General features: G+C 71.7%; 25 protein-coding genes. 18 read left to right on the top strand and 7 right to left on the bottom strand.

Annotated elements, in window-relative coordinates; genetic code table 11:
• The first annotated feature begins 84 nt into the window (after positions 1–84).
• On the top strand, positions 85–912 hold the full coding sequence (locus tag ACFHW1_RS08545; RefSeq protein WP_416615194.1) for an alpha/beta hydrolase fold domain-containing protein: 828 nt from the start codon (positions 85–87) through the stop codon (positions 910–912).
• Between the two features lie 159 nt (positions 913–1,071).
• On the opposite strand, the gene ACFHW1_RS08540 is transcribed toward ACFHW1_RS08545, so the two are convergent.
• Together ACFHW1_RS08540 and ACFHW1_RS08535 are read right to left on the bottom strand one after the other, a co-directional pair.
• The gene (locus ACFHW1_RS08540; RefSeq protein WP_416567689.1) at positions 1,072–2,682 is read right to left on the bottom strand and encodes an ABC transporter substrate-binding protein; all 1,611 of its coding nucleotides are present in this window, start codon (positions 2,680–2,682) and stop codon (positions 1,072–1,074) included.
• A gap of 172 nt (positions 2,683–2,854) precedes the next feature.
• Positions 2,855–3,619 carry an IclR family transcriptional regulator gene (locus ACFHW1_RS08535; protein WP_416553334.1) on the bottom strand — a complete coding sequence of 255 codons (765 nt, stop codon included), beginning with the start codon at positions 3,617–3,619 and terminating at the stop codon, positions 2,855–2,857.
• Between the two features lie 57 nt (positions 3,620–3,676).
• On the opposite strand from ACFHW1_RS08535, the gene ACFHW1_RS08530 reads away from it, so the two are divergent.
• The 7 genes from ACFHW1_RS08530 to ACFHW1_RS08500 all read left to right on the top strand — a co-directional run bounded on the left by ACFHW1_RS08530 (position 3,677) and on the right by ACFHW1_RS08500 (position 10,872).
• The gene (locus tag ACFHW1_RS08530; protein ID WP_416553332.1) at positions 3,677–4,768 is read left to right on the top strand and encodes a cupin domain-containing protein; all 1,092 of its coding nucleotides are present in this window, start codon (positions 3,677–3,679) and stop codon (positions 4,766–4,768) included.
• Positions 4,765–5,595 carry a fumarylacetoacetate hydrolase family protein gene (locus ACFHW1_RS08525; protein WP_416553330.1) on the top strand — a complete coding sequence of 277 codons (831 nt, stop codon included), beginning with the start codon at positions 4,765–4,767 and terminating at the stop codon, positions 5,593–5,595. Before ACFHW1_RS08530 ends, ACFHW1_RS08525 begins: the two co-directional genes overlap by 4 nt.
• Positions 5,592–6,386: a maleylpyruvate isomerase N-terminal domain-containing protein gene (locus ACFHW1_RS08520; protein WP_416553328.1), complete on the top strand. Its 795-nt coding sequence runs from the start codon at positions 5,592–5,594 to the stop codon at positions 6,384–6,386. Before ACFHW1_RS08525 ends, ACFHW1_RS08520 begins: the two co-directional genes overlap by 4 nt.
• Before the next feature lie 102 nt (positions 6,387–6,488).
• On the top strand, positions 6,489–8,252 hold the full coding sequence (locus ACFHW1_RS08515) for an FAD-dependent oxidoreductase (protein ID WP_416615193.1): 1,764 nt from the start codon (positions 6,489–6,491) through the stop codon (positions 8,250–8,252).
• 2 nt (positions 8,253–8,254) lie between these two features.
• Entirely contained in the window at positions 8,255–8,494 is a 240-nt protein-coding gene (locus tag ACFHW1_RS08510) for a 4Fe-4S dicluster domain-containing protein (protein ID WP_123602230.1), read from the top strand.
• Positions 8,487–9,230, top strand: a complete 744-nt coding sequence (locus ACFHW1_RS08505) for a hypothetical protein (protein WP_416553324.1) — start codon at positions 8,487–8,489, stop codon at positions 9,228–9,230. Before ACFHW1_RS08510 ends, ACFHW1_RS08505 begins: the two co-directional genes overlap by 8 nt.
• Before the next feature lie 19 nt (positions 9,231–9,249).
• A complete protein-coding gene (locus tag ACFHW1_RS08500; RefSeq protein ID WP_416553322.1) occupies positions 9,250–10,872 on the top strand; it encodes an FAD-dependent oxidoreductase in 1,623 nt (540 codons plus the stop codon).
• A 12-nt stretch (positions 10,873–10,884) separates the two neighbouring features.
• Here ACFHW1_RS08500 and ACFHW1_RS08495 read toward each other — a convergent pair whose 3' ends face one another.
• The gene (locus ACFHW1_RS08495; protein ID WP_416567686.1) at positions 10,885–11,553 is read right to left on the bottom strand and encodes a TetR/AcrR family transcriptional regulator; all 669 of its coding nucleotides are present in this window, start codon (positions 11,551–11,553) and stop codon (positions 10,885–10,887) included.
• 211 nt (positions 11,554–11,764) lie between these two features.
• On the opposite strand from ACFHW1_RS08495, the gene ACFHW1_RS08490 reads away from it, so the two are divergent.
• The 6 genes from ACFHW1_RS08490 to ACFHW1_RS08465 all read left to right on the top strand — a co-directional run bounded on the left by ACFHW1_RS08490 (position 11,765) and on the right by ACFHW1_RS08465 (position 18,238).
• A complete protein-coding gene (locus ACFHW1_RS08490; protein ID WP_416553318.1) occupies positions 11,765–13,402 on the top strand; it encodes an ABC transporter substrate-binding protein in 1,638 nt (545 codons plus the stop codon).
• Positions 13,399–14,238 carry an SDR family NAD(P)-dependent oxidoreductase gene (locus ACFHW1_RS08485; RefSeq protein WP_416553316.1) on the top strand — a complete coding sequence of 280 codons (840 nt, stop codon included), beginning with the start codon at positions 13,399–13,401 and terminating at the stop codon, positions 14,236–14,238. Before ACFHW1_RS08490 ends, ACFHW1_RS08485 begins: the two co-directional genes overlap by 4 nt.
• Positions 14,239–14,266: 28 nt before the next feature.
• Complete coding sequence (locus ACFHW1_RS08480; protein WP_416553314.1) at positions 14,267–15,223, top strand: ABC transporter permease; 957 nt, start codon at positions 14,267–14,269, stop codon at positions 15,221–15,223.
• Entirely contained in the window at positions 15,216–16,091 is an 876-nt protein-coding gene (locus ACFHW1_RS08475) for an ABC transporter permease (protein ID WP_416615192.1), read from the top strand. Before ACFHW1_RS08480 ends, ACFHW1_RS08475 begins: the two co-directional genes overlap by 8 nt.
• 52 nt (positions 16,092–16,143) lie before the next feature.
• The gene (locus ACFHW1_RS08470) at positions 16,144–16,947 is read left to right on the top strand and encodes an SDR family NAD(P)-dependent oxidoreductase (protein WP_416553310.1); all 804 of its coding nucleotides are present in this window, start codon (positions 16,144–16,146) and stop codon (positions 16,945–16,947) included.
• Positions 16,948–17,011: 64 nt separating this feature from the next.
• Positions 17,012–18,238: a PLP-dependent aminotransferase family protein gene (locus ACFHW1_RS08465; protein WP_416567684.1), complete on the top strand. Its 1,227-nt coding sequence runs from the start codon at positions 17,012–17,014 to the stop codon at positions 18,236–18,238.
• Positions 18,239–18,302: 64 nt separating this feature from the next.
• On the opposite strand, the gene ACFHW1_RS08460 is transcribed toward ACFHW1_RS08465, so the two are convergent.
• The gene (locus ACFHW1_RS08460) at positions 18,303–18,764 is read right to left on the bottom strand and encodes a nuclear transport factor 2 family protein (RefSeq protein ID WP_416553306.1); all 462 of its coding nucleotides are present in this window, start codon (positions 18,762–18,764) and stop codon (positions 18,303–18,305) included.
• 68 nt (positions 18,765–18,832) lie between these two features.
• Here ACFHW1_RS08460 and ACFHW1_RS08455 point away from each other — a divergent pair, with 68 nt between their 5' ends.
• Complete coding sequence (locus ACFHW1_RS08455) at positions 18,833–19,300, top strand: nuclear transport factor 2 family protein (RefSeq protein WP_416553304.1); 468 nt, start codon at positions 18,833–18,835, stop codon at positions 19,298–19,300.
• An 8-nt stretch (positions 19,301–19,308) separates the two neighbouring features.
• Here the strand turns inward: ACFHW1_RS08455 and ACFHW1_RS08450 are convergent, their stop codons facing one another.
• Together ACFHW1_RS08450 and ACFHW1_RS08445 are read right to left on the bottom strand one after the other, a co-directional pair.
• Positions 19,309–20,334, bottom strand: coding sequence for an ABC transporter ATP-binding protein (locus tag ACFHW1_RS08450; protein ID WP_416553302.1), 1,026 nt, complete (start codon positions 20,332–20,334; stop codon positions 19,309–19,311).
• Positions 20,334–21,431: an ABC transporter ATP-binding protein gene (locus ACFHW1_RS08445; protein WP_416553300.1), complete on the bottom strand. Its 1,098-nt coding sequence runs from the start codon at positions 21,429–21,431 to the stop codon at positions 20,334–20,336. Before ACFHW1_RS08445 ends, ACFHW1_RS08450 begins: the two co-directional genes overlap by 1 nt.
• 69 nt (positions 21,432–21,500) lie before the next feature.
• Between ACFHW1_RS08445 and ACFHW1_RS08440 the strand changes: the two genes are divergently transcribed.
• From ACFHW1_RS08440 to ACFHW1_RS08430, 3 genes are all read left to right on the top strand, one after another.
• The gene (locus ACFHW1_RS08440) at positions 21,501–22,064 is read left to right on the top strand and encodes a nuclear transport factor 2 family protein (protein WP_416553298.1); all 564 of its coding nucleotides are present in this window, start codon (positions 21,501–21,503) and stop codon (positions 22,062–22,064) included.
• A gap of 4 nt (positions 22,065–22,068) precedes the next feature.
• On the top strand, positions 22,069–22,830 hold the full coding sequence (locus ACFHW1_RS08435; RefSeq protein WP_416553296.1) for an SDR family NAD(P)-dependent oxidoreductase: 762 nt from the start codon (positions 22,069–22,071) through the stop codon (positions 22,828–22,830).
• Between the two features lie 120 nt (positions 22,831–22,950).
• Positions 22,951–25,152: a putative bifunctional diguanylate cyclase/phosphodiesterase gene (locus ACFHW1_RS08430; RefSeq protein ID WP_416567682.1), complete on the top strand. Its 2,202-nt coding sequence runs from the start codon at positions 22,951–22,953 to the stop codon at positions 25,150–25,152.
• A 39-nt stretch (positions 25,153–25,191) separates the two neighbouring features.
• On the opposite strand, the gene ACFHW1_RS08425 is transcribed toward ACFHW1_RS08430, so the two are convergent.
• Positions 25,192–26,193 carry an ABC transporter substrate-binding protein gene (locus tag ACFHW1_RS08425; protein WP_416553292.1) on the bottom strand — a complete coding sequence of 334 codons (1,002 nt, stop codon included), beginning with the start codon at positions 26,191–26,193 and terminating at the stop codon, positions 25,192–25,194.
• Between the last annotated feature and the right edge of the window lie 12 nt (positions 26,194–26,205).

Below are 26,205 nucleotides of genomic sequence, written 5' to 3'. Positions count from 1 at the left end.
CTTTGGCCGCCGGAACGCTGGCTGACCAGCATCTGACTGTCCGGGCAACTTACCTAACGAGCGCTTGTTCGTCAATCCTCGGCGGTGCGCGGGTGGTGCCGGCTGTCCGCCCACTCGTATGCGATCGCGGTGGGTCGCGTTGACGAACAGAACGCTTTGTCGGCTAGCGTCGACCGGGATGACGACGGACACCATGGTCGACGACCCCGCCGGTCCGGCGGACCGGTACGACGTGCTGGTCGTCGGGTACGGGTCTACCACCCGGCACCGACCGAGCGGCCGCAGCCGGCGGTGGTGTCGGTCGACTACCGGCTCGCCCCCGAACACGGCTTCCCGGCCGTCGCCGAGGACGCCTACGCCGCGACCGCCTGGACCGCCGACACCGCCGCCGCGCACCGCCCGCTGCGCACCGCCCGCTGCGCAGCGAGAGAACGAGGCGTACACGGCCCGGCCGCGCGCCGCCGGGGTCGCGGTGACCCTGGCCAGCCATCCCGGTGTGGTGCACGGCTTCTTCACCCAGTGGCACTAGTTGGACACCGGCCGGACCGCGACCGCGCAGGCGTTCGCCGTGCTGCGGGCGGTGCCGCACGGCTGAGCCCCGGGTCGCTCCTCGCCGACCTGGGCCGAGCCCGCAGCGGCGGCCACCGTCGCCGACTGGGACCGGGTGCGCGACGCCAACCTGCGGGCGCCGTTCCTGCTCGCCCAGGCCGCGATGCCCGCACTGATGCGCTCGGCGGCCGCCGAGTACGGGCCCGGTCGGCGTACGGATCAACGTGCTCTGCCCCGGCGCTGCCGCCCGGCCGTCGGGCCGAACCGGCTGAGATCGCCCGTACCATTGCGCTTCTGGCCTCGCTGGACACGTCGTTCGTCGCCGGCAGCGTGCTGCACGCCGACGGCGGCGCGCTGGCCTGACCGACCACCGTCTCTCGATCCACCCACATCCGCACACCGCCGGGCGGGGTGGTTCCTGCTGGCCGGCCGGCGGCACCCGGCACGCCACGGCGCCGTGGGATCGGTCCGACGGATCCCACGGCGCCGCTGGTACGTCCGCCCGCGGGGCGGTCCGGGTGGTCAGCCGACCGGCACCCGGCCCTCGGTGATGTACAACCCGTCGAAAATCATGTTCGACCGGGTGGAGCCGCGCTGCACCCCGCCGACGTGGGCACCCATCGCGGTGTGCCCGGCGACGAAGAACAACGGCACCCCGGCGGCGGCCTCCTCGGAGACCAGGGTGGCCGCCTGGCGCAGCAGGTCGGCCCGCTCGTCGGGGTCGACTGCGGCGTCCGCCTGGACGACCAGGTCCCGCAGACCGGGGATGGTCTCGCCGGACGGGTTGTACCGGCCGTCCTGGAAGAACCGTTCCCGGAACCGGCTGGACGGTGACCGGGCCGGTGCCATGGCCAGCGGCGCGGCGGCGATCTGCGGCGGCGAGTCGGCGGTGCCGTACAGCCGGGCCAGCATCTGCGCCGGGTCGATCAGCTGCAGGTCCATGGTGAACCCGGCCTGTTCCAGCTGTGCCTGCACCAGCTCACCCATCCGGACGTACGCGGTGAAGGTGCCACCGATCTCGGCGGTGAAGGTCACCCCGTCCGGATAGCCGGCCTCGGCCAGCAACTCCCGGGCCCGGTCCGGGTCGTACGGATAGGCATCGGCCAACTCGGGCGAGTACGGCACCGAACCCTCCGGGAACCACTGGGTGGCCGCCTCGGACCGGCCGTCGGTCAGCGCCTCGGTGATCGCCTCGCGGTTCAGGGCGTACCGCAGGGCCTGCCGGACCCGCACATCGTCGAACGGCTCCATCGCCTGGTTGATCAGCAACGCGCGGACCTCGTTGGTCGACGAGGACATCACCCGCAGCCGGTCGTCGGCGCAGGCCGCGGCGACCTTGTCGTCCTCGATGTACTGCACGTCCAGGTCACCGGCCTGCAGCGCGCCGAGGCTGGCGTCGGTGGAGGTCTCGATGAAGTCGATCCCGCCGAGCAGCCGCTCCTGCGCGTTCCAGTAGCCGTCCCAGGCCCGGACACTGACTTTCTCCCGGGCGTACCAGGGGCCTTCGACGGCGTACGGCCCGGCGCCGACCGGGGCGTCGCTGAACGCCGTAGAGGAGCCGGCGGCCTGTACGGCGGTGGGCGAGGCCATCAGCCCGGGCCGGTCGGACAGCACGATCGGGAAGGCGGCCGGGTTCGGCGGATCCAGATCGAACCGCACGGTGAGGTCGTCGACCACTTCGACGGCCTGGACGTTGGCCAGGTCGCCCTTGATGTTCGACTCCTCGTCGTTCATCGCCCGGTCGATGTTGAAGCGCACCGCCTCGGCGTCGAACGGGGTGCCGTCGGAGAAGACGACGCCGTCGCGGAGCTTGAACTCCATGACGTTGTCCTCGACGACGCTCCACTCGGTGGCCAGTCCAGGGATGGGCTGGTCGTTGGCGTCGAGCTTGACCAGCGGGTCGAAGATCGTCTGTAGCACGGTGATCTCGTTGGCCTCGACCATCCGGATCGGGTCCAGGGAGCTGGCCGGCACGCTGCCGTACTTCAGAACCGCGGTCGGGTCGTGGGCCACCGTGGTGGACGTCGCCGGCGGGCAGCCGGGCGCGGCGGTGCCGTTGTCGTCGGTGGTGTCGGAGTCGGTGTCGGAACTGGTGCTGCAAGCGGCGAGCGGCAGCAGGGACAACGCCAGCATCGGCGCGAGTGTGCGGTGTAGGGATCTCACTTTTCGGTCCCACCTTCAGTAGGCGGCAGTTGCTCTACCAGCGGTGCGGCACGGCGCCGGCGAGAGTAGGCGAGGAAGCTACCAACAAAGCGCTTGCTTCGTCAACGGCATGTTGCGCCGATGTTGCAGCCCGGTGCCGGGGTCAGTGCCCGCCCAGCTCGTCGGCGATCAGCCCGGCGGCGGTCCGCAGCGCCGCCGCGACCTCGGGAATCCGGGTGTTCGGGCAGCGCGCGGTGGGCATCCCGGCCGCCAACGCGCCGCGCACCCGGCCCGTCGAGTCGCGCAGGCAGACCCCGATCCCGGTGATGCCCCGCTCGCTCTCCTCGCGGTTGACCGCGTAGCCGAGGCGACGTGCGGTGGCCAATTGGCGACGCAGGGTGGCTAGATCCTCGACCGCAGGGCCGTACACCGCCGGCAGCCCTCGGGGATAGAGCACCTCCAGCTCCGCCGGACTGAGCTGGGCGAGCAGCACCTTGCCGCCGGAGGTGCAGTGTGCCGGCATCGACATCCCGGCCCGGGAACCGACGCGCAGACCGTGGGTGGCCTCCACTCCGTCGAGGAACCGGACCGCGGTGCCCTGCAGGACCGCCAGGTGCACCGTCTCCTGCAGCTCACCGCTGAGCCGCTCCAGATGCGGCCGCACCACGGTCCGCAGGTCCGGGCCGGACCGGCCGGCGAGCAGCCCCAGGTCGGCGAAGACCGGGCCGGGCAGGTACGCCCTGCGGCCGTCCTGGACGGCGAAGCCGTGGTGCTTCAACATGCCGAGCAGCCGGTGCGCGGTGGACGGCGCCACCCCGAGGTGGCGGGCGGCCTCGGCCACCCCGAGCCGGGACCGCTCCCGCAGCAGCAGGATCAGGCGCAGGGCGTTGTCGACGGACTCGATGGGGTACGGCACGGCGTTCTGCACCAGAGAATTATGACCACGTGATCATTCCGTCGTAAAGAAGGTTCCTAACCTGGCGACATGGTTGACCTGGACTCCGAGGCCGCTGCCGGCACGGTGCAGGACCGCGCTCTGCAGCAGCTCTACACCGACTTCGACGCCGCTGGACTCAAACCGCTGTGGACCGTGCGGGACGGTCTGATGCCGGTCGCCCCGACGCCCCGGGCGGTGCCCCACGTCTGGCCGTGGGACCGGCTGCTGCCGCTCGCCGCCCGCGCCGGTGACCTCGTCCCGGTCGGGCGCGGCGGCGAACGACGGGCCATCGCCCTGGCCAACCCCGGCCTGCCCGGCGACCCGTTCGCCACCGCCACCCTCTGGGCAGCGGTGCAGTACCTCGGGCCCCGCGAGGTCGCCCCGGCCCACCGGCACAGCCAGAACGCGTTCCGCTTCGTGCTCGACGGGGAAGGCGTCTGGACGGTCGTCGACGGCGACCCGGTCGCGATGCGCCGGGGTGACCTGCTGCTGACCCCGGGCTGGGCCTGGCACGAACACCACAACACCGCCGACACCGCGATGGTCTGGCTGGACGGACTGGACATTCCGCTGAACGCCCAACTCGACGCCGGGTTCTTCGAGTTCGGCCCGGACCAGCTCACCGACACGTCGACCCCGGCCTCCTCACGGGGAGAACGGCTCTGGGCCCACCCCGGGCTGCGCCCGCTGTCGGCCGACGCGGACACCGTCCACTCGCCGCTGCCGGCGTACCGCTGGACGCACACCGACGCCGCGCTCACCGCGCAGCTGGAGCTCGCCGACGAAGGGCACCCGGCGCTGGTCGAGCCCGGCCACGCGGCGGTACGGTTCGTCAACCCCACCACCGGCCGCGACGCCCTGGCGACGCTGCGCCTGGAGATGCACCGGCTGGCCGCCGGTGCATCTACCGCGACCCGCCGGGAGGTCGGCTCGTCGGTGTGGCAGGTGTTCAGCGGCCAGGCCATTGTGCTGCTCGACGGCCGGGAACACCAGGTCGGCACCGGGGACCTGTTCGCCGTACCGTCGTGGTGCCCGGTGAGCCTGCGGTCACCGCACGGCGCCGACCTGTTCCGGTTCAGCGACGCACCCAGCTACCAGGCCCTGCACCTGGCCCGGCACCAGGTGGGTGAGTTGGCATGAGACTGGCCACCATCCGTACCGGCGACCGGACCGCCGCGGTCCGGGTCGACGCCGACGCGGCGGTCGAGGTCGGCGCCGTCGACCTCGGTGAACTGCTCACTGACCCCGGTTGGGCGCAGCGCGCCGCCGCCGCCGACGGCACCCGGCACCCGGTCGACGGACTCGACCACGCTCCGCTGGTCAGCCGACCGGAGAAGATCATCTGCGTCGGGCTGAACTACCGCCGGCACATCCTGGAGATGGGCCGGCAGCTCCCGGAACATCCGACGATCTTCGCCAAGTACCCACCGGCGCTGATCGGGGCCACCGACCCGGTCGTACTGCCGGCCGCCTCGACCGCGATGGACTGGGAGGCCGAACTCGCGGTCGTCGTCGGCACCACGGTCCGGCACGCCGACCCCGGGCAGGCCGCCGCCGCGATCGCCGGCTACACCGTGCTCAACGACGTCACCGCCCGGGACTGGCAGTACCGCACCCCGCAGTGGTTGGCCGGCAAGACGTTCGAGGCGACCACCCCGCTCGGACCCTGTCTGGTCACCCCGGACGACCTCGACCTCGACGCCGGGCTCAGCGTCGAATGCCTGGTCAACGGCGAGGTGGTGCAGAGCTCCGACAGCACCGAGCTGGTCTTCGACCCGCCCGCACTGGTGGCGTACCTGTCCACCATCTGCACCCTGCGGCCCGGCGACGTGATCGCCACCGGGACACCCGGCGGCGTGGGTCACGCCCGTAAACCACCCCGGTACCTGGCCGACGGTGACGTGCTGGTCACCCGGATCGGTGGGGTCGGCGAGTGCCGCAACACCTGCTGCGCGGAGCAACCGTGACCGGCGCGGGGTCCGACGCCACCATGGGCTGGCTGACCGCCGGGGAACAGCGGTGCCGGGAACTGGTCGACCAGCTCACCGACGCCGACGCGGCGGCGCCGAGCCGGCTGCCCGGCTGGACCCGCGCCCACCTGGTCACCCACCTGGCCCGCAACGCCGACGCCCTGGTGAACCTGTTGACCTGGGCGCGGACCGGGGTGCCGACCCCGATGTACGCCAGCGCCGCCCAGCGCGGCGCGGACATCGACGCCGGCGCCGGGCGCGGCGCCGACGAGCTGCGCGCCGACCTGGCCGGTGCGGCGGGTCGGCTCGCCGACGCCGTCCGGGCCATGCCCGACGACGCCTGGTCGGCCACCGTCCGTACCGGTCAGGGCCGCGAGGTCCCCGCCGACCAGGTGCTCTGGCTGCGGGTCCGGGAGGTCTGGGTGCACCAGGCCGACCTCGACCTCGGCGGCACCCTGGCCGATCTGCCCGGTCCGCTCACCGACGCGCTGCTGGACGAGGTGACCGCCACCTTTACCAGCCGTGACGCCGGTTCGACGGTCGAACTGCGGGCGACCGACCGGTCGCGGGTCTGGCGGACCGGTCCGGGAACCGTGGCGACCAGCGGTACGGGGAGCGTGGCGACCCGCGGTGCGGCCGGGTCCGGTGATACCGCACCGGTCCGGCCGGTGGAGCTGTCCGGAGCCGGTTGGCAGCTGCTCGGCTGGCTGATCGGGCGAGTGCCGGCGGACCGTTTGACGGTCCACCCGGCCGGGGCCGTGGTCGCGCCACCGCCGCCGTGGATATGACCCGGTCCGCTCGTCGGACCCCGCTGACCAGGCGCGATGACATGATCGATTTCTGGTGGCCGCCGGTTACGGCGAGTCACCGACGATAGGAGGGAGGCACCGGTGGACGGCAACGTGATCGAGTCCGACGTACTCGTCATCGGTGGGGGAATCGCCGGCTGCGTGGCGGCCGTGCGGGCCGCGGAGGCGGGCGCCTCGGTGGTCCTGGTCGACAAGACCAGGTCGGTACGCCGCTCCGGCGACGCCGGCCGGGGACTGGCCTTTCTCACCACCTACCTGGATCTGGGCGAGCCCTGGGACACCCCGGAGGTCTTCGCCGAGTGGTACTGCGACATCGCCCTAGGGCTGGTCGACATGGAGGTGGCCCGGCCGCTGGGCATCGAACCGCTGCCGGCCGTCTGCCGGTTCCTGGAGGAGTCCGGCGTGCCGCTACGCAACGCCGACGGCGACTACGAGCGGGTCGGCCGGATGTGGACGCCCGGTCCGATCGTGCTCAAGTTCGACGGCGCCGACATCAAGCCCCGGCTGGCCGAGCGGGCGGCGGCCACCGACCGGGTCCGGATCATCGGTGGGGTGCACGCCACCAGCGTGCAGCTCGACGACACCGGCCGCGCGGTCGGCGCGACCGGCTTCGACATCCGGTCCTGCGAATTCCTGACCTTCCGCGCCGGCGCGGTGATCGTCGCCACCGGTAACGCCGAACGGGTCATCTTCAACTCGCCCCGGCGCGACGCGTTCCACACCTACCACCGGCCCTACCACGCCACCACCGGGTTCGCGCTCGCCGCCCGGGCCGGCGCGGTGGCCGCCAACATCGAGTTCCTCGGGACCTTCCTCTTCCCGCGCGGCTTCGCCACCGGCGCGATGGGCAACCTGCTGGAGGCCGGTGGCCGGCTGGTCAACGGCAATGGTCAGCTCATCGCCGACCTGCCGGACGTCGAGGGGGAGCGGCGGTTCGGGTTCGGCATCGTCGGCAAGGCGGCCGGTGAGGTGCTCGCCGGCCGTGGCCCGGTGTACATCGACTGCACCCATCTGCCGCCCGCCGAGATCGCCGCGATCAGCGACTACATCTCCTACGATGCGCCGCTGTTCCTGGAGTTCCTGGAGCAGTCCGGCATCGACCTGTCCCGGCACCCGGTCGAGTTCGAGCTGTTCAACGGCGCCTGGTCGGCCACCGGGTCGCCCAAGGGCGTGGTGGTCGGCGCGGACGGGCAGACCCGGGTCCCCGGCCTGTTCGCCGCCGGTGACCTGGCCACCCCGGCGTACGCCCTGGCCGGCTCGCTGGCCAGCGGGTACGTCATCGGCCGGACCGCCGCCGAGTTCGCCCGGTCCGCCGCCGCGCCGGTGCTGGACGCCTCGGCGGTGGCCGCCGAACGTCGGCGGACCCTGGCACCGCTGAATCGGACCAACGGGATCGGCTGGCGTGAGTACGAGCACCAGCTGCAGGACCTGATGACCAAGTACGTCGGGATGGACCGCAACGAGATCGGGCTGCGGCAGGCCGCCGAGTACCTGCGCGGGTACGCGGCGGCGGCCGGCGAGGTCCACGCCGGCAACGGCCACGAGCTGATGCGCGCCCACGAGGCGTTCGACCTGCGGCTGTTCGACGAGATGATGACCGCTGTCGCGCTGGAGCGCGACGAGAGCCGGTTCAGCTTCCTGATGGGCCACTACCGCACCGACCGGCCCAGCGCCGACGACCAGCGGTGGCTCGGCGTGTCGATTCTGGCCGGACACGACGGCGAGCAGCCGGTGCTGGAGCACACCGTGCCGACCCCGTCCTGGCGTGCGGCGCAACTGGAGAACCGGTCGGTCGTGGAACTGGTCGGTGAGCGGGGAGCACGGCTCGCCGGAAAGGTGGGATAGGCATGGCACCACGGATCAACGAGAACCTCTGTACGCTCTGCGGGATCTGCCAGGACGTCTGTCCGGGCGACATCCTGCACATCGACCGGGGCGTGGCGGAGATGGTCCGCTACCCGGACGAGTGCAGCTACTGCGACGTCTGCCGAGTGGAGTGTCCGGCCGGCGCGATCGACATCGAGTTCACCTGGAGCATGCGGCAGCAGCCGATCTCCATCCTGCCGGGCCGGCCCGACCATGATTGAGGCGAGCTACACCCTGGACATCGACGTCGGCGTCGACGAGGTGTGGTCGTTCGTCGAGGTGATCCCGAACTGGGCGCACTTCCTGGTCGGTTTCCAGAAGCTGGACCTGGTCGACGACCGGCGGTCGATCTGGACGCTGCGCGGTGACGTCGGGGTCCTTGCCCGCGAGGTGGACCTGCAGGCCGACATCACCGTCTGGGAGCCGGGCCGGCGGGCGGAGTTCACCATCACCGGGCTGACCGAACGGATCACCGGGCAGGGCAGCTTCGACATCGAGCCGATCGACGTGCCGTCGGTGCCGGGCGACGCCACTGCGGCCGGGCCGGCTGACGGTTCCCCGGCCGACGGTTCCCCGGCCTCGGGACGGCAGCGACGTCCCGAGCCCGGTGACGAGCAGACCCGTCCCGGACTGCTGCGCCGGATCAGGTTCGCCGTGGCCGGCCGGCTGCTGCGCTGGTTGAACCGCCGCCGGGCGACCCACCCACCGGCCGGTCCGGCGGCAGCGGACGGTCAGCCGGCCGCTGCTACCGAGGCCGCTGCGGTCGACCAGGAGCCGGGTCCGCCGACATCGCCGCGGACCGGCCGGTCCCGGCTGCGTTTCCATCTGCAGCTCACCCCGGGCGGGCCGATGGCCCCGATGGTCGAGCTGTTGATGGGGCCGATGGTGGAGCCGACCGCCGAGGACTTCCTGCGCAACATCCGCCAGGCACTCGAAGCCCGGCGGGCCAGCGCCTGACGAGGGGAGCAAACGAGCCATGCACGAGTTGCCACGCCGTACCGATGTGGTGGTGGTCGGCACCGGCGCCGCCGGGTTGACCGCCGCGTTGACCGCCGCTGCGGCCGGCCTGCAGGTCACCATCCTGGAGAAGGCGCCGGTGATCGGCGGCACGACCGTGGTTTCCGGCGGCTCCATCTGGGCGCCGGCGAACCGCTGGCTGGCCGAGGCGGGCGTGCCGGACAGCCGCGACGACGCGCTGACCTACCTGCGACGGCTCGCCCTGGACCGGGTCCCGGATCGGGTCATCGAGGCCTTCGTCGACCAGGTCAACCCGATGCTGGACCTGGTGGTGGCGCGCACCGGGCTGCGCTTCACTCCGAACCTGGAGCACCCGGACTACCAGCCGGAGTTGCCCGGGGCGCATCCGGGCGGGCGCACCCTGCAGAGCGACCTGTTCGACGCGACCGTCCTCGGTGAGCTGCGCGGCAAGCTGCGGCCGACGCATTCGACGGTGCCGGTGACCAAGCTCGAACTGGACCAGTGGGGGATGGACACCCTGGACCGGTGGGACTGGGCGCTGATCGCCGAACGCACCGCGAAGGGCGTGGTCGGCATGGGCGCCGCACTGGTCGGTGAGCTGCTGTACGGCTGCCTGCGGCTCGGTGCCACGGTGCACACCGACACCCGGGCGGTTCGGCTGCGGCGCGCCGGCGGACGGGTCGACGGGATCACCGTGGCCACCGGCGACGGCGAGGTGGAGATCGTCGCGCAGCGGGGTGTGGTGCTCGCCTCCGGCGGGTTCGAGTGGGACCCGGCGATGGTCGGGCAGTTCCTCGGCGTACCGATGGACGCACCGGCCAGCCCACCGGCGAACGCCGGCGACGGGTTGCGGATGGTGATGGAGGTCGGTGCCGCGCTCGGCAACATGAACGAGGCATGGTGGGGACCGATGGTGTACGCGGCCGGCGACACCTACGACGGCGCGCCGCTGTTCCGGCCCACATCGGGTCTGCGGGCGCTGCCCGGCGGGATCATCGTCAACCGGCACGGCCGGCGGTTCTCTAACGAGGCGATGAACTACAACGACCTCGGCAAGGCGATGGCCACCTTCGACCCGATCCGCTACGAGTACGCCAACCTGCCCTGCTGGCTGGTGTTCGACGACCGGTTCCGGTCGTCGTACTCGGTCGCCACGGCGACCCCGGACGCGCCGACCCCGGGTTGGATGGCGACGGCACCTACCTTGGCGGAGCTGGCCGGCGCGGTCGGCATCGATCCGGACGGGTTGGCCGAGCAGGTCGCCGAGTTCAATCGGCACGCCGCGCAGGGCCGGGATCCGCAGTTCGGTCGGGGCGCGACCGTGTACGACCGGTACCGGGGCGATCCGACGGTGACCCCGCACCGCAATCTGCGTCCGCTCGGTGACGGTCCCTATTATGCGGTACGGCTGCACCTGGGCTGTCTGGGTACCAAGGGCGGCCCGCTCTGCGACGAGCACGGCCAGGTGCGGGACGTCGACGGTGGGCTGATGGGCGGGCTGTACGCCTGCGGGAACGTGGCGGCCAGCCCGTTCGGCCCGGGCTATCCGGGTGCCGGCGCGACGCTCGCCGCCGGGATGACGTACGGGTACCTGAGCGGGCGCTCGCTGGCCGCCGGGTGAGCAGCCGGCCGGTCAGCCGGCCGGTGCCGGCGCCGCCCCACCGACCGCGTCAACCGCGGCTGGTGGGGGCGCCGGGGCCGGCGCGGCGACATCGGTCTGGCGTGCGGCCAGACCGTCGAGGAAGATCGCGGTGCACTGGTCGGCGAGCCGGCTGGTGGGATTGTCGGGGCTCGGGTGGAACCACCGGACCGACAGCCATACCGCGTCGCGGATGAAGCGGTAGAACACCCGGGTATCGATGTCGGGGCGGAACGCTCCGCTGCTGACACCTGCTTCGATCACCCCGAGCCAGGCGCTCTGCACTTCGCGGGCGACGTCCTTGAGGTAGTGGAACCGGGCCAGGCCACGCAGGTAGTTGACGTCGTTCTGGTAGATCTCGGTGGCGTGCGGGTGCGCCGCGGCGGTGTCCAGCGAGGCGCGGACCAGCTCGCGCAGCCGGGTCGCCGGGTCGTTCTCTCCGGCCAGTACCTCGGCGTACCGGTGGCGCAGATCCTCCAGGTAAGGGCCGAGGATCGCCTCGACGATTGCTTCCTTCGAGTCGAAGTGGTGGTACAGGCTGCCGGACAGGATGCCTACCTCGTCGGCGATCTGCCGGACCGTGGTGGCGGCCACGCCGCGACTGGCGAAGAAGGCCGCCGCGCAGGCGATGATCTGCTGTCGTCGATCCAGCGACTCTGCCACGGTGCCTCTTTCGGGTCTGCGGTGCAACGGGCGGGCGTCAGCATAGCAGGGTCAATCAAGCGCTTGGTGCGACGGTGTCGGGGTCGGGCTGGTCGTCCCAGGTCGAGCTCGGGTAACAATCTCCAAGCGAGCGCTTGATTGGTGGCCGGTGCGCGGCTAGTTTACATGGCATTCACAAAGCCTCGGGCTTCACGGCTACCAGGAGAAGCAGATGGCAACTGGTCGGGAATACAAGTGGAACGGGGCGACCGCCCGTGTCGCGGTGGCCGGGCTGCTGCTCGCCACCGTCACCGCCTGCGGAGACGACAACGAAACCAACGAGACCGGCGGCACGATCACCATGGCCACCTGGTCCGCCACCCAGTCACTCGATCCGGTTCAGGTGGCTGGCACCGGCAACTCCGGCGGCGCGGAGCTCGCGGCGCTCTACGACACGATCATGCGGTACGACCCGGCCAGCGGCGCCTTCGAGCCGCAGACCGCCGATTCGCTGACCCCCAGCGACGACTTCACCCAGTGGACCCTCACCTTGCGTTCCGGGATCACCTTCAGCGACGGCGCGCCGTACGATTCGGCGGCCGTCGTGGCGAACATGCAACGGCACACCGAGGCGCGGTCCAACGCCAGTTCGCTGGTCGCGCCGATCACCGACTACGCCACCCCCGATGACCTGACGGTAGTGTTCACCCTCGCCTTCCCGTGGAACAACTTCCCGTTCGCCCTCGCCGGGACCCCCGGGATGGTGGTCAACCCGGCGGCGGTGGCCGCCCAGGGCGACGCGTTCGGCACCAACCCACAGGGCGCCGGTGCCGGGCCGTTCGTCTTCGACGAGTTCCGGCCCGACGAGTCGCTGACCCTCACCCGCAACCCCGACTACTGGGGCGGCGAGGTCCCGCTGGACGGGGTGCGGTTCATCCACGCCGGTGACGGGCCGCAGACCTACGAGGCGTTCCGCGCGGGCAGCGTCGACCTGGCCTTCCTGCGTGACGCCGGGGCGATCGCGGACGCCGAGGCGGACGGTGCCGAGGGCATCCGGGTCCAGTACTCCGCCAACGACACCCTGATCATGAACAACGGTTTCCCGATCACCTGCCAGGAAGGTGAACCGGCGCCCCGATGCGAGGGCCGACCGGACGGCACCCAGTTGGAGTCCACCGCACCCACCGCCGACAAGCGGGTCCGGCAGGCGGTAGCCGCCGCCATCGACCTGGAGACGCTCAAACAGCGGGTGTACGGCGGTGCCGGCTTCATGTCCAGCGACCTGATCTCCGAAGAGTCCCGTTGGTACAACGGTGTCGAAGGACCGGCCTACGACATCGAGCGGGCCCGCGAGCTCGTCGAGCAGGCCAAGGCCGACGGCTGGAACGGGCGCATCCGGATCAGCTGCCACACCGGCCTGCCGACCTGGGGGACCGCGGTACAGGGCATGCTGGAGGCGGCCGGTATGCAGGTCGACCTCACCGACCAGCAGGAGATCGCCGCAAACACCTCGGCGGTCATCGTGCGCAAGGACTTCGACCTGGCCTGCTTCGGCTCGTCGATCTCCGACGCCGAGCCGTTCTTCGCCCTCAACCGCGACTTCAACTCGACCTACGTCACCACCGGCGGTGGCAACTTCTCCGGCTACGTCAATCCCACCGTCGACGAGGCGATCGCCGCCGGGCGGGGCGCCGGCAGCGAGGCCGAGGTGAAAGCCGCGATCAGCACCATCGCCAGGGCGTACGCCGAGGACGTGCCGTTCCTCGCGCTGACCGCGCAGCCGGAGGTCGTGCTGATCTCCGACGAGGTCGGCGACGTGCTGCAGAGCGTCAACACCGTGGTGCTGCTCGGTCGGGCGACGCGGGGATGACCGGACGATCCGCGACCGACGCCGCTGACCCGTCGGCGCGGGTCACCGGCCGGGGTGGTGCCGGCGTTGCCGGCGCCACCCCGGCACCCCCGGTGGCCCTGATCACTGCGGCCGCCCACGGGATCGGGGCGGCCACCGCACGGTCCTTCGCCGAGGCCGGACACCGGCTGGTGCTGGCCGACGTCGACGCGGCCGGGCTGGCGGCGACCGCCGCCGACCTGGCCGGTGCCGATCCGGCCAGCGCTGACCGCGTGGCGACCGTCGTCGCCGACGCGACCACCGAGGCCGGCGCCGCCATGGCGGTCGACGCGGCCACCACCCGGTACGGGCGGCTGGACGCGCTGATCAACGTGGTGGGCGGCAGCCGGCCCGGCCGTACCGTGATCGACATCGACCTCGCCGAGTGGGACCGCTGGCTGTCGCTCAACCTCACCTCGGTCTACCTGATGTGCCGGGCCGCGCTGCCGCAGCTGACCGCGGTCGGCGGGGCCATCGTCAACGTCTCGTCCGGGGCCGGACTGCGCGGCATGCGGGCCAACCCGGCGTACTGCGCCGCCAAGGCCGGCGTGGTCGGACTGACCCGGGCGCTGGCCATCGACCACGGCCCCGCCGGGGTCCGGGTCAACTGCGTCGCACCCGGACCGGTCCGTACCCCGTTGATGGAGCGCAACCGCAGCGCCGCCGAGATCGACGCGATGGGCCGGATCGCGGTCCTCGGCCGGATCGGCGCACCCGCCGAGATCGCCGCGGCGATCCGATGGCTGGCCAGCGACGCGGCGTCGTACCTGACCGGTCAGACCATCGAGGTCGACGGCGGGCCGGCCCCGCTGGTGTGACCCGGCGACGACGAGAGGAGGAGCACTGATGCTACGGACGGTGGCCGTCAAGCTGGCCCTGCTCGTCCCGGTGCTGTTCCTGGTCAGCGTGGGTACGTTCGTCCTGCTCCAACTGGGGCCGGGCGACCCCGCCGCGCAGGTGCTCGGCAACGCCGGTACGCCCGCCGACTACCAGCGCATCCGGACCGAGATGGGGCTGGACCAGCCGCCCGTGCAGCGCTACCTCGAATGGCTCGGCGGCGTACTGCGCGGCGACCTCGGCCAGAACCTGGTCCCGCCGATCGAGAACGTCTCCGACCGGCTGCTGCGGGCGTTCCCGGTGAACCTGCAGCTCGCCGCGATGGCCATCGTGCTGGCCCTGCTGATCGCCGTCCCGCTGGCGATGTGGTCGGCGTACCGGGCCGGCGGGCTGGTCGACCGGTGGATCTCGGCCGGCACCATCGGCGTCATCTCGGTCCCGCCGTTCCTGGTCGGCCTGCTCCTGCTGCTGGTGTTCGCCATCCACCTGGACTGGTTCCCACTCGGACAGTGGTCCCGGCCGTCCGACGACGGTCTGGGCCAGAACCTGTGGCACGCCTTCCTGCCCGCGCTCACCCTGGCGTTGGCCGAGGCCCCGGTCTTCGCCCGGCTGCTGCGCGGCGACCTGGTCGCCACCCTGCAGGAGGACTTCATCCTGGCCGCGAAGGCCAAGGGCATGCCCGGCTGGCACATCATGCTCCGGGAGGCGCTGCGCCCCTCGTCGTTCTCGCTGATCACTCTGGCCGGGGTGAGCGCCGGCCGCCTGCTGGGCGGCACGATCATCGTCGAGGCGGTCTTCGTACTGCCCGGGGTGGGCAACGTGATCATCAACGCCGCGCAGAGCAACGACTACAAGCTGGTGCAGGGCGGCGTACTGCTGATCGCGGTCATCTACCTGCTGCTGAACCTCACCGTCGACGTGCTGTACGGCTACCTGGACCCACGGATCCGGAGGCGGCATGCCTGAGCCCAGCCGTACCCGACGCCGTCGGATCGACCTCGCCTTCTGGTTCAGCCTCGGCTGGCTGGTCGTTCTCACCGGTTGCGCCCTGCTCGCCGACCTGCTGCCGCTGGGCAACGCCGACGACACCACCCAGACGATCGGGATCGCCGGCTACGCCCGACCCGACCCGTTCTCGGCCAACCCGCTGGGCACCAACGGCTTCGGTCTCGACCTGCTGGCCCGGTCCATCTACGGAGCCCGGGTGAGCCTGCTGACCGTCGGCTGCACCGTGCTGGTCAGCCTGCTGATCGGCGGTGCGGTAGGCATGATCGCCGGCTACTTCCGTGGCTGGGTGGACGTGGTGATCGGCGTCTTTGCCGACGCCGCCCTGGTGATCCCCGCCCTCGTTTTGCTGATCGCCTTCGCCGCGGTGCTCGGCCCGCCCCGGACCGTGCCGGAGGCGGTGCTCAAGAGCGGTCTGGCCCTGGCCGTGGTCGGCATCCCGACGATGATCCGGCTGGCCCGGGCCAACACGCTGCTGTTCGCCCAACGGGAGTTCGTCACCGCCAGCCGGGCGATGGGCGCCCGGCACACCCGGATCCTGATCCGCGAACTGCTGCCCAACGTGGCACTGCCGCTGGTCTCCTACGCCTTCATCGTCGCCGCCGTGCTGATCGTCGCGGAAGGATCGCTGGCCTTCCTCGGCCTCGGGCTGCAGCAGCCCGCCCCGTCCTGGGGAAACATGATCGCCGAGGGTGGCCTGCGGGAGCTGCGCCGGCACCCGCACGTACCGCTGATCCCCGGCGTGTTCATGTTCCTCACCGTCTTCAGCCTGAACATCGTCGGGGAGCGTGCCCGGGCCCGCTGGGATCCCCGGGACTTGCAGGTCTGACGACAACGTCCGGAACCTGGCCGCCCTCGACCCGAGCAGCAGGAGGTACATCATGCGGATGGACGAGTCGGCGTTCCGGCTGGACGGCCGGGTGGCCGCGGTCACCGGTGCCGGCAGCGGAATCGGTCAGGCGGTCGCGCAGACCCTCGCCCGGGTCGGCGCCGCCGTGGTGGTCGCCGACATCGACGCCGAGCGCGGCGCGGTGACCGTCGCCGCGATCACCGACGCCGGTGGTCGGGCCAGCTTCCAGTACACCGACGTCAGCCGTCGGGCCGACCTGGACGCCCTGGCCGCCGCCGCCGTCGACCGGTACGGCGGCCTCGACATCGCGTGCAACATCGCCGGCGTACCGTCGCTGGTCCGCGACCTGACCGAGGTCACCGGCGCGGACCTCGACGCCGAGTTCGCGATCAGCGTCAAGGGCGTGCTGTACGGCTGCCAGGCCGCCGCTGCGGTGATGACCCGCCAGGGCCACGGAGCCATCGTGAACATCTCGTCGACCGCCGCCGACCTGCCCGCCGCCGGCTACGGGCTGTACCACCTCGGCAAACTCGCCGTCGTCGGGATGACCCGGACCCTCGCCCTGGAGCTCGGCCCGAAAGGGGTACGGGTCAACGCGATCGCGCCTGGCGCCACCCTGACCAATTTCAGCGCCCGCAACTTCACCGCCGCCGACGGCACCGTCGACGCCGAGCGCAAGCGTCAGTGGCTGGCCGGCATGGCGGCCCGTTCGCCGCTGAACATCGTCGGCGACCCGCAGGACCAGGCGCTGCTGGTGCTCTACCTGGTCTCCGACGCCGCCCGCTTCGTCACCGGGCAGCTGATCCGGGCCAACGGCGGATGGTCGATGGGCTGACGCCACTCCGGCCAGTTGGCGCGCCTGCACCAGGTGCCGCACCGACGTCCACGGAAGGAACACGATGACCGCCCGACCCGAGTTCGCCGCCCGTACCGCCGGGATGCGTCCGTCGAAGCTGCGGGAGCTGGTCGCGGCGGCGGCCCGGCCACCCGCCGGCGAGGTACCCGGGCCGGCCCTGCTGTCGCTCGGCGGCGGGCTGCCGCCGGCCGAGGCGTTCCCGGCGCGGGCGGTCGCCGCGGCGGCCGAGCGGGCACTGGCCGGCGCGGGCGGCTCCGCCCTGCAGTACTCGGCCACCGAGGGCGACCCGGACCTGCTCGACCTGGTCGGTGCCGACCTGGCCGGCCGGCTGCGGCTGCCCGACCCGACCGGGCGGCTGCTGGTCACCACCGGATCGCAACAAGCGCTCGACCTGATCGGCAAGGTGCTGCTGGACCCCGGTGACGTGGCGGTGGTCGAGTCGCCGGCCTACGTCGGGGCGCTGCGGGCGTTGGCCGGCTACCAGCCGAGAATCGTCGAGGTGCCGGTCGACGACGACGGGATGGACACCGAGCTGCTGGCCGGGCGGCTGCGGGCCGGGTTGCGGCCGAAGCTGTGCTACCTGGTGCCGAACTTCTCCAACCCGAGCGGACGCACCCTCACCGCGCGACGGCGTACCCGACTGGCGCAGCTCGCGGCCCGGTACGGCTTCCTCATCGTCGAGGACGACCCGTACGGTCAGCTGCGGTTCGCCGGAGCGGACCTGCCGCCGGTCGCCGCCGACGCCGCCGAGCAGGTGGTCTACCTCGGTAGCTTCTCCAAGCTGGTGGCACCCGGGCTGCGGGTCGGCTACCTGTGCGCGCCCCGGTGGCTGCACCGGCCGCTAGCGGTGGCCAAGCAGGCCACCGACCTGAACTCCGCCGCGTTGAGCCAACGGCTGCTCGTCGAGCTACTGGCCGATCCGGACTGGTTCGCCGGGCATCTGGCCGGGCTGCGGGACCTCTACCGGGTGCGGGCCGAAGCCCTGACCGGGGCGGTGGCCGGCCGGCTGGCCGGCCGGCTGGCCACCTCGATGCCGGACGGCGGGATGTTCGTCTGGGCCGGCGTCCAGGCTCCGGGGATCGACGCGTTGGCCCTGGCCCGCGCCGCGATGCGCCGGGCCGTCTCGGTGGTGCCGGGTAACGAGTTCTCGCTGGCCGACGCCTACCCCCGGCACCTGCGCCTGTCGTTCAGCATGCTGGATCCGGCGGGTCTGGTGGCCGCGGTCGGCCGCCTTGGGGACGCTGTCGACGACCTGACGGCGTCCGGGTGAGCCCGGCGATGCCGGACCCACCCGGATCTCTGTCTGCACCCCCGGGTTTGCCTGCGACGACCGGTCAGTCGGCCGGCTGGGCGGCGGTGGTGAACCGGGGCACCGGCCAGGTGGTCGGCGAGCTGGTGCTCCAGAGCACCTGGTGCACCCGTTCACTGATCCGCCAGCCGTCGCCGGTGCGGATCAGCCGGTCGGCGTAGTGCAGTCCTCGGTGCACCACCTCGTGGCCGTCCGGCACCGGCCGGACCAGGTGGGCCACCGTGTACGAGCTGGCGACCGCCGAGTCGCCGTCGACCTCGATGGTGGCCGAGCCGACCACGTGCTGGCTGGCGGCCAGTCGGGCCAGCGGCGCCATGTGCGCGACGATGTGGCGCACGCCGCGCGGCAACCGCTTGCCGGAGTACTCGGCCTGGGCGTCGTCGGTGAAGCAGCCGCCGACCGCCTCGAACTCACGCCGGTCGCAGCACTGCGCGTACCGGTTCAACAATTCGACGATGGCCGCTCGGTCATCGGCGTATCCGGACATCATGCACACCTTTCGATTGGGTGCCGCGGTTGCGCGGCACCGTCGACTCAAGAACGGGAGATCGGGTCATGGAAACGCTGACCGCCGACCGGCTGGCCATCGCCGACGTGGTGAACCGGTACTTCATGGCGATCGACAGCCGGGACTGGGACCGGCTGCGTGGCTGCTTCACCGACCACGTGGAGGGGATTTACGAAGGAGTACGGGTAGCCGGCGGGATCGACCGGATCATGGCGTTCTTCACCGGCCAGTCGCCGGTTCGCTTCCCCCTGGAGATCGTCGACCTGCGGGCGTCGATGCATTTCATCGGCAACCACTACGCCGAAGTGATCGGCGACCGCGCGGTGGCGCAGACCTACGCCCAGGCCCATCTGATCGACCGGCCGGCCACCGGCCCCCGGATGCGCACCCGGGGCCTGCGCTACCTCGACGAACTGGTCCGGGTCGACGGCCGCTGGCTGATCAGCCGTCGGGAACACGTGCTGGACTGGATGCGCCACGACGAGTTGCTTGCCGCGCCGGCCGCCGGGGACTGAGCCGCCCGTCACGGCCGCGACCGGCCGGCGGTGGCTCCGTCGGCCGGCGCGTCCTGCGGGAAGTGGCAGGCGACGTACTGGTCCGGGCCGGTCTGGCGCAACTGCGGCTCGGTGCGGGCGCAGACATCCGCCGCGCGGGGGCACCGGGTGCGGAACCGGCAGCCGCTCGGCGGGTCGAGCGCCGACGGCAGCTCACCGCTGGTGCGGACCGGTGCCGGGGAGCCGTCGTCAAGCTCCGGGATCGAGCGCAGCAGCAGCGCCGTGTACGGGTGGGCGGGACGGGCGAACAGCACATCCGGCGATGCGACCTCGCAGATCTTGCCCAGGTACATCACCACGATCCGGTCGCTGACCCGCTTCACCACCGCCAGGTCGTGGGCGACGAACAGCAGCGTCAGGCCGTACCGCTGTTTCATCTCCTCCAGCAGGTTGAGGATCTGGGCCTGCACCGAGACGTCCAGCGCGCTGACCGGTTCGTCGCAGAGCACCACGGCTGGTTCCAGCACCAGCGCGCGGGCGATGCAGACCCGCTGGCACTGCCCGCCGGAGAGCTCGTGCGGTCGCCGGTCGCCGACCAGCCGGGGGTTCAGCCCGACGGCGTCGAGGACCTCGTCCACCCGCCGCCGGGCGGCGGGACCGCCCTCGCGGTTCCAGATCCGCAGGCCTTCGGCGACGATGTCCCGGACGGTACGGCGGGGGTTGAGCGACGAGATCGGGTCCTGGAAGATCATCTGGAGTCGGGTGCGGGTGCGCCGCAGCCGCTCGCCGCGCAGCGCCGTCAACTCGGTGCCGTCGAACCGCACCGATCCACTCGTCGGCGGGGGCAGCTGCAGGATCGCCCGGCCGGTGGTGGACTTTCCGCAGCCCGACTCACCGACCAGGCCGACGGTCTCTCGGACCCGGGCGTCGAGGCTGATCCCGGAGACCGCCTGCACGCTGCGTCCCCGGCCGGCCGGGAACCGTACGGTCAGGTCCTGGACCCGCAGCACCACGTCGTCGGTGTCGCGCAGGTGCGCCCTGCCGGTGCCGGCCATCAGTTCACCGCCCCGTCGAGGGTGGACCGGTCGGTGCGGACCGGCGTGAGGTCCAGTCCGGCCCCGGTCCGCCCGTCGGCGAGGTTCTCGGCGAGCGCGCGGTCGCCGGCCTCGGTGCCGACCGGGTAGAAGCAGGCGTACCGGTGCCCGGGTTCGTCGGCCAGCGCCGGGTCCTCCTGCTGACACCGGGGCCGGGCCTGCCGACAGCGGGGGGCGAAGCGGCAGCCGGGCGGTGGGTGCACCAGGTCGGGAGCGCCGCCGGCGATCACCTCCAGCGGGGTGTGGCTGGGCTGATCGATCCGAGGGGTCGAGCGCAGCAGGGCCGCCGTGTACGGGTGCCGGGTGTACCGGAACAGCTCGGTGGTCGGTCCGATCTCGGCCACCCGTCCGGCGTACATCACCATCGTCCGGTCGGTACGGCCGGACACCACGGCCAGGTCGTGACTGATCAGGATCATCGCCATCCGCAGTTCGGTACGCAGCCGGGCGAGCAGGTCGAGGATCTCCTTCTGCACGGTCACGTCCAGCGCGGTGGTCGGCTCGTCGGCGATGAGCAGCTTGGGCGAGCAGGACAGCGCGATGCCGATCATGACGCGTTGCCGCATGCCGCCGGAGAGCTCGTGCGGGTACTGCCGCAGCCGTCGGACCGGCTCGCTGATGCCGACCTCGGCGAGTAGTTCGGCGGCACGAGTGTCGGCGGCCCGTCTGCTGAGCCCTAGGTGGTGACGCATCGGCTCGGTGAGTTGCCGACCGATGGTGCGGACCGGGTTGAGCGACGTCATCGGGTCCTGGAACACCATGGCCACCTCGGCGCCCCAGAAGTGCCGGGCGGCGGCGCCTCGTCGGTCGCGTACCTCGTGGCCCTCGAACAGGATCCGACTTTCCGCCGCGACCTGCGCCTGCCGGGGCAGGATGTTCATGACGGTGCGGACCAGCACCGATTTGCCGGACCCGGATTCGCCGACGACGCCGAGCGCCTCGCTGGGCGCGAGGGTGAAGGAGACCCCGTCGACGGCGCGCAGCACACCCCGCGGCGTCGAGAAGCTCGTGGCGAGATTCTCGACGGCGAGCAACGGAGCCGGTTCATCGGATCGCACGTTGCCAGCCTAACAAGCGCTTGGTACTTTGAGCGAGACCCCGTTACCTGCCCGAAACGTGGAGACCCGATGACTGACGACGAACTCGACGAACTGATCGCCGTGGTCCAACTGCCCGAGCGGACCCCGGAGACGGTCGAGCAGCGGGTGGCCCTTGCCGAGGACCACCGCCGGATCGCCGACCTGGTGATGCTCTACGGCTGGCTGTGCGACCGGCGTCGCTGGGACGACCTGCTGGAGTACTACACCGAGGACTTCGAGCGGCAGTTGCGCGGCACCCTGAACGAGACCGTCAAGGGCAAGGAGAAGCTCCGCGAGCTGTACATCCGCCCGGTCCTGCCCCGCTCCGGTGACGCCGACGGGCCACCGTCCGTCGATGTGATCAACTCCTACGAACTGCGTCACCTCATCCATCCTCCGGTGATCCGGGTCGCCGATGACGGCCGGACCGCCTCGGTCGCCGCCGTGTACAGCCTCGTCGCGACCAGCGGCGACGGCCCGCAGTTTCGCCGGGGCGAGCACGAAGGTGCCTACCTGTTCGGCATGCGACGTGAACCCGATGTCGGCTGGCGCTTTGCCACCATGGTTGTGATCAGCGAAAACGCCCGCAACCCCCTGTTCCGGAAAGGCTGACGGGATGCCCGGGAGATTCACCGGAAAGGTTGCTCTGGTCACCGGCGCCGGCCGGGGGATCGGCCGGGCCACCGCGCTGCGGTTCGCCGCCGAGTCAGCGACGGTCGTCGTCAACGACATCAATCCCGACGGCATCGCCGAGACCCGGGCGGCCGCCGCTGACCTGCCCGGCCGGGCAGTCGCCGGTCGGGCCGACGTCACCTCGGCCGACCAGGTGGCCGACCTGGTCGCCGAGGTGGTCGACCGGTACGGCCCGGTCGACATCCTGGTCAACAACGCCGGTGGAACACTGCCCGGAGCCGCCTGGGCGGCGGTGGCCGACGCCAGCCTCGAGGACTGGAGTGGTTTCCTCGCGTTGAACCTCACCTCGGCGTTCCTCTGCGCCCGGGCCGTACTGCCCGGCATGCTGGCCGCCGAGCGCGGGCACATCGTCGGCATCGGCTCGATCTCCGGCACCAACGGCCAGGTCAACGGTGCGGCCTACGCTGCCGCCAAGGCCGGAATGGGTGCCCTGGTCGCCTCGATCGCCAAGGAGTACGGGTCCCGCGGGATCTCGTCGAACGGGATCGTCGTCGGCAACGCGCCGTTTCCCAACCGGACCCGGGACCGCCAGCAGCATCTCGACCGGGCCGTGCACCTGGGCCGGGTCGGCGGGTACGACGAGTTCGCCGCGGCCATCGCCTTCTTGTGTTCGGAGGACTCGTCGTACCTGTCCGGGGCGATGATTCCGGTCGATGGCGGATTCCACCGGTCCAACTTGTTGTGACGAACTGGTCGCTAACACCGGCAGCCCGGCCTGCGGTATCCACCGAACAGTCCACCAGGGACACCAAACGCTGGAGTGTCGGCCCCCCAGACCATGATCGCAGGCCGTAGTCTGGCGGACATGGCCTCTGGACGTCGCCGGCAGTGGTCGACCGCGCTGCGCTCCTGGGTGAAGGTCGGGGCGAACCAGCCGTTACTGCCGGTGGTGCGCCGAGCCTTCCTGGCCTTCCTGCTGGCCTGCCTGGCCATTGTGATTCCACAGTGGCTGATCTCGCCGGTGGTCGAGCCGAGCCGCTCCTGGCCGGTGCTACCCGCCGTCGCCGTCCTGGCGGCGCTCGCCGTGCGGCTGTACCGGCGGGAACGACCGACGATCGCCCATGACCTGCTCGCCGCCGTCGCCGTCGGTGTGGTGATCTGGGCGGTCGGGGCGCTGCCGGCCGGTGGGGTGCTGTTCGTCGGCACCGCGCTGCGCGCGCTCTACGGTGGGCTGCCCGCGGCGTTGCTCTCGGTCGGGTTCACCCTCGCTGCGATGACCACCGGCGTGCTCGCCGCTGGCGGCACCCTGGCTGAGGTGCAGCTCGGCCAGTACGGACCCGGCATGCTGCTGTCGTCGTTGGCACTGCGCCTGGTGCTGCTCGCGGTACGCCGGTTCGAGGCCGGTACGGCGGCCCGGTTCGAGGCGGTCGTCCGGTCGTCGCGCGACGTGATCGTGCTGACCGACCGGGACACCACGGTCAGCTACCTGAGCCCCTCGGCGGCGGACGTGTTCCGGCTCGCCGCCGGGCTGCCCGGTGACCGGCTGCTGTCCTGGATCGTCCCGCCGGACCGGCCGGCGGCCGACGCCTGGCTCGCCCGGCTGCTCGGCGATCCCGGCGCGGCGGCGACCTTGCAGTGCCGGGTCGCGGCCCCGGACGCCGACCAGCCCGCCACGGTCGAGATCAGCGGGCAGAACCTGCTGCACGATCCGAACGTACGCGGGCTGTTGTTCGCCGTCCGTGACGTCACCGAGCGGGTACGGCTCACCGAGCGGCTGCGCCATCAGGCGTACCACGATCCGCTGACCGGCCTGGCCAACCGGGCCCTGCTGCGGGAACGGCTGGCCGTGGCGCTCGGCAGCACCACCGATGTCGCGTTGCTGCTGCTCGACATCGACTCGTTCAAGGTGGTCAACGACGCTCTCGGCCACCAGGCCGGTGACGAACTGCTGGTCGCGGTCGCCGGCCTGCTGCGGCGCCGGTTGACGGCCACCGACCTGCTGGCCGCCCTCGGCGGTGACGAGTTCGCGGTGCTGCTGACCGCCGAGCGGGCCGCCGCCCGCGACACCGAGTGGATCGCTGACGACCTGTTGGCGGTCTTCGACCGGCCGATCGAGGCGGCCGGCCACCTGCGGCTGGTCGCCGCCCGGGTCGGCATCGCGGTCAGCGACGGCGACGCCGATGCCGACCGGCTGATGCGCGAGGCCGACATCGCGTTGCAGATTGCCAAGGCCGCGCCCCGGGCACGTCGGGTGCGGTACCGCACCGAACTGCACCAGGCTGCGGTCGACCGGGTACGCCTGCAGGTGGAGGCGCAGGACGCGCTGTCGCGGCGCGAGTTCGTCCTGCACTACCAGCCGATCCACGCGCTGTCCGACGGCGCGGTACGCGGAGTGGAGGCGCTGGTCCGGTGGCGTCACCCGCAGCGCGGCATGGTCCGGCCGGACCAGTTCATTCCGCTGGTCGAGGGCAGTGGCCTGATCGTGCCACTCGGCCGCTGGATCCTCGGCGAGGCCTGTGTCACCGGTGCCGGATGGCAGCGACTCAGTGGCCGACCGTTGCAGATCAACGTCAATGTCAGCGTGCGCCAGTTCATGCTGGGTGACGTGGTCGCGGACGTGCTGGCCGCGTTGGAACGCTCCGGCCTGCCGCCGGTCACGCTGACCTTGGAGATGACCGAGAGCGTCCTGGCCACCGAGCACGATGCGATCGAGTCGCAGCTGGCCGCGCTGCGTCGACTCGGCGTCCGGATCGCCCTGGACGACTTCGGCACCGGGTTCAGTTCCCTCGGCCACCTGCACCGATATCCGATCGACGAGTTGAAGATCGACAAGCTGTTCGTGAGCCGGATCGGCGCCGAGGATCCGACCTGCCTGCCGGTGGTCCAGGCCATCCTGGCGATGAGCCGGGGACTGCGACTCAGCACGGTGGCCGAGGGGATTGAGAACGACGACCAGCGGGCCGAGCTGACCGCGATGGGCTGCGAGTTCGGGCAGGGGTTCGGCCTGTCCCGGCCGGTGGAGGAGCCGGCGCTGCGGGCCCTGCTGCGCCGGTCCGCCGTGTCCTAGCCGGTCCGGACTGCGACCAGCGTGTGTCGGGTGTCGGGTTCAGACGAGGGTGTCGGCGAGGGTCTCCGGGGCGAACAGCTCCGCCGGGTTCAGCCGCCGCCGAGCCAGGCCCTGCTCGTGCGAGTAGCGCAGAAACGTCTCCAGCACCGTCCGGTTGGGTTCGACGCCGTACGGCCAGAAGTCGTCGCTCAGCAGCGCCGCCGCCTCCTCTGCGGCCGGCACCACCCACGGCAGGCTGACCTTCAACGCGGTCACCTCCCGCAGTTCGGCGTAGACCTGGTCCTTAGCCTCGGTGAACGCGTCCAGCAGCGCCCGGGCCAGCCACCGGTGCCGCTGGTAGACGTCGCGGCGCAGCACCACCGTGTGCATGATCGGGAAGATGCCGGTGGCCCGCAGGTACGCCCGTTCGGCGGCGACCGGGTCGGCGAACAGTCGACGGACCCGGTCCGGGCCGGCGGCCGGCTCGAACGACCGGGGTGCCCGAGCGGTGTACAGGGCGTCGATCGCGCCGCCGCGCAACAGTCCGTCGAGCGTCTCGCCCGCGCCGATCGGCCGTACGTCGAACCGGTCCGGCAGGTCCAGCCGCAGCTTCTCCTGCCGGCCGGCGTGGTGCAGACCGCCGGTGCGGTAGCTGACCCCGTCGACCGGCAGCCCATGGTGTTCGGCCAGGATGCCGCGGATCCACACGGCGGCGGTCATCTGGTACTCGGGGATCCCGACCGTACGGCCGGCCAGCTCGGCCGGGTCGCGGATCGGCGACGACGGTGCCAGGTAGATCGAGCCGTGCCGGAACACCCGGGACGGGAAGACCGGGATCGCCACGAACGGCGGTTCGTCGGCGAACAGCGACAGCACGTACGACGACAGGGACATCTCCGCGACGTCGAACTCCTGCCAGCGCAGCATCCGGAAGAAGGTCTCCTCGGGCGGCAGCGGCAGGTAGGTCAGGTCAACGCCGGTCGGCCGTACCATGCCCTCCCGCAGTGCCCGGGTGCGGTCGTAGTCCCAGCAGGCCAGGCTGATCGGCAGCCGCTGCGCCATGGTGCCTCCAAT

Origin of the sequence: Micromonospora sp. LOL_014 (assembly GCF_048060245.1) — a bacterium.
GTDB lineage: Bacteria > Actinomycetota > Actinomycetes > Mycobacteriales > Micromonosporaceae > Micromonospora_E.
This window is presented reverse-complemented; position numbering and strand designations above follow the sequence as displayed.

Excerpts from the sequence above, each read along its gene's own strand:
- ACFHW1_RS08430 (WP_416567682.1), top strand. The coding sequence starts at position 22,951 with ATGGCCTCTGGACGTCGCCGGCAGTGGTCGACCGCGCTGCGCTCCTGG.
- ACFHW1_RS08465 (WP_416567684.1), top strand. The coding sequence starts at position 17,012 with ATGACCGCCCGACCCGAGTTCGCCGCCCGTACCGCCGGGATGCGTCCG.
- ACFHW1_RS08525 (WP_416553330.1), top strand. The coding sequence starts at position 4,765 with ATGAGACTGGCCACCATCCGTACCGGCGACCGGACCGCCGCGGTCCGG.
- ACFHW1_RS08510 (WP_123602230.1), top strand. The coding sequence starts at position 8,255 with ATGGCACCACGGATCAACGAGAACCTCTGTACGCTCTGCGGGATCTGC.
- ACFHW1_RS08500 (WP_416553322.1), top strand. The coding sequence starts at position 9,250 with ATGCACGAGTTGCCACGCCGTACCGATGTGGTGGTGGTCGGCACCGGC.
- ACFHW1_RS08460 (WP_416553306.1), bottom strand. The coding sequence starts at position 18,764 with ATGTCCGGATACGCCGATGACCGAGCGGCCATCGTCGAATTGTTGAAC.
- ACFHW1_RS08475 (WP_416615192.1), top strand. The coding sequence starts at position 15,216 with ATGCCTGAGCCCAGCCGTACCCGACGCCGTCGGATCGACCTCGCCTTC.
- ACFHW1_RS08540 (WP_416567689.1), bottom strand. The coding sequence starts at position 2,682 with ATGCTGGCGTTGTCCCTGCTGCCGCTCGCCGCTTGCAGCACCAGTTCC.
- ACFHW1_RS08480 (WP_416553314.1), top strand. The coding sequence starts at position 14,267 with ATGCTACGGACGGTGGCCGTCAAGCTGGCCCTGCTCGTCCCGGTGCTG.
- ACFHW1_RS08440 (WP_416553298.1), top strand. The coding sequence starts at position 21,501 with ATGACTGACGACGAACTCGACGAACTGATCGCCGTGGTCCAACTGCCC.
- ACFHW1_RS08435 (WP_416553296.1), top strand. The coding sequence starts at position 22,069 with ATGCCCGGGAGATTCACCGGAAAGGTTGCTCTGGTCACCGGCGCCGGC.
- ACFHW1_RS08470 (WP_416553310.1), top strand. The coding sequence starts at position 16,144 with ATGCGGATGGACGAGTCGGCGTTCCGGCTGGACGGCCGGGTGGCCGCG.
- ACFHW1_RS08425 (WP_416553292.1), bottom strand. The coding sequence starts at position 26,193 with ATGGCGCAGCGGCTGCCGATCAGCCTGGCCTGCTGGGACTACGACCGC.
- ACFHW1_RS08530 (WP_416553332.1), top strand. The coding sequence starts at position 3,677 with ATGGTTGACCTGGACTCCGAGGCCGCTGCCGGCACGGTGCAGGACCGC.
- ACFHW1_RS08485 (WP_416553316.1), top strand. The coding sequence starts at position 13,399 with ATGACCGGACGATCCGCGACCGACGCCGCTGACCCGTCGGCGCGGGTC.
- ACFHW1_RS08490 (WP_416553318.1), top strand. The coding sequence starts at position 11,765 with ATGGCAACTGGTCGGGAATACAAGTGGAACGGGGCGACCGCCCGTGTC.
- ACFHW1_RS08450 (WP_416553302.1), bottom strand. The coding sequence starts at position 20,334 with ATGGCCGGCACCGGCAGGGCGCACCTGCGCGACACCGACGACGTGGTG.
- ACFHW1_RS08505 (WP_416553324.1), top strand. The coding sequence starts at position 8,487 with ATGATTGAGGCGAGCTACACCCTGGACATCGACGTCGGCGTCGACGAG.
- ACFHW1_RS08455 (WP_416553304.1), top strand. The coding sequence starts at position 18,833 with ATGGAAACGCTGACCGCCGACCGGCTGGCCATCGCCGACGTGGTGAAC.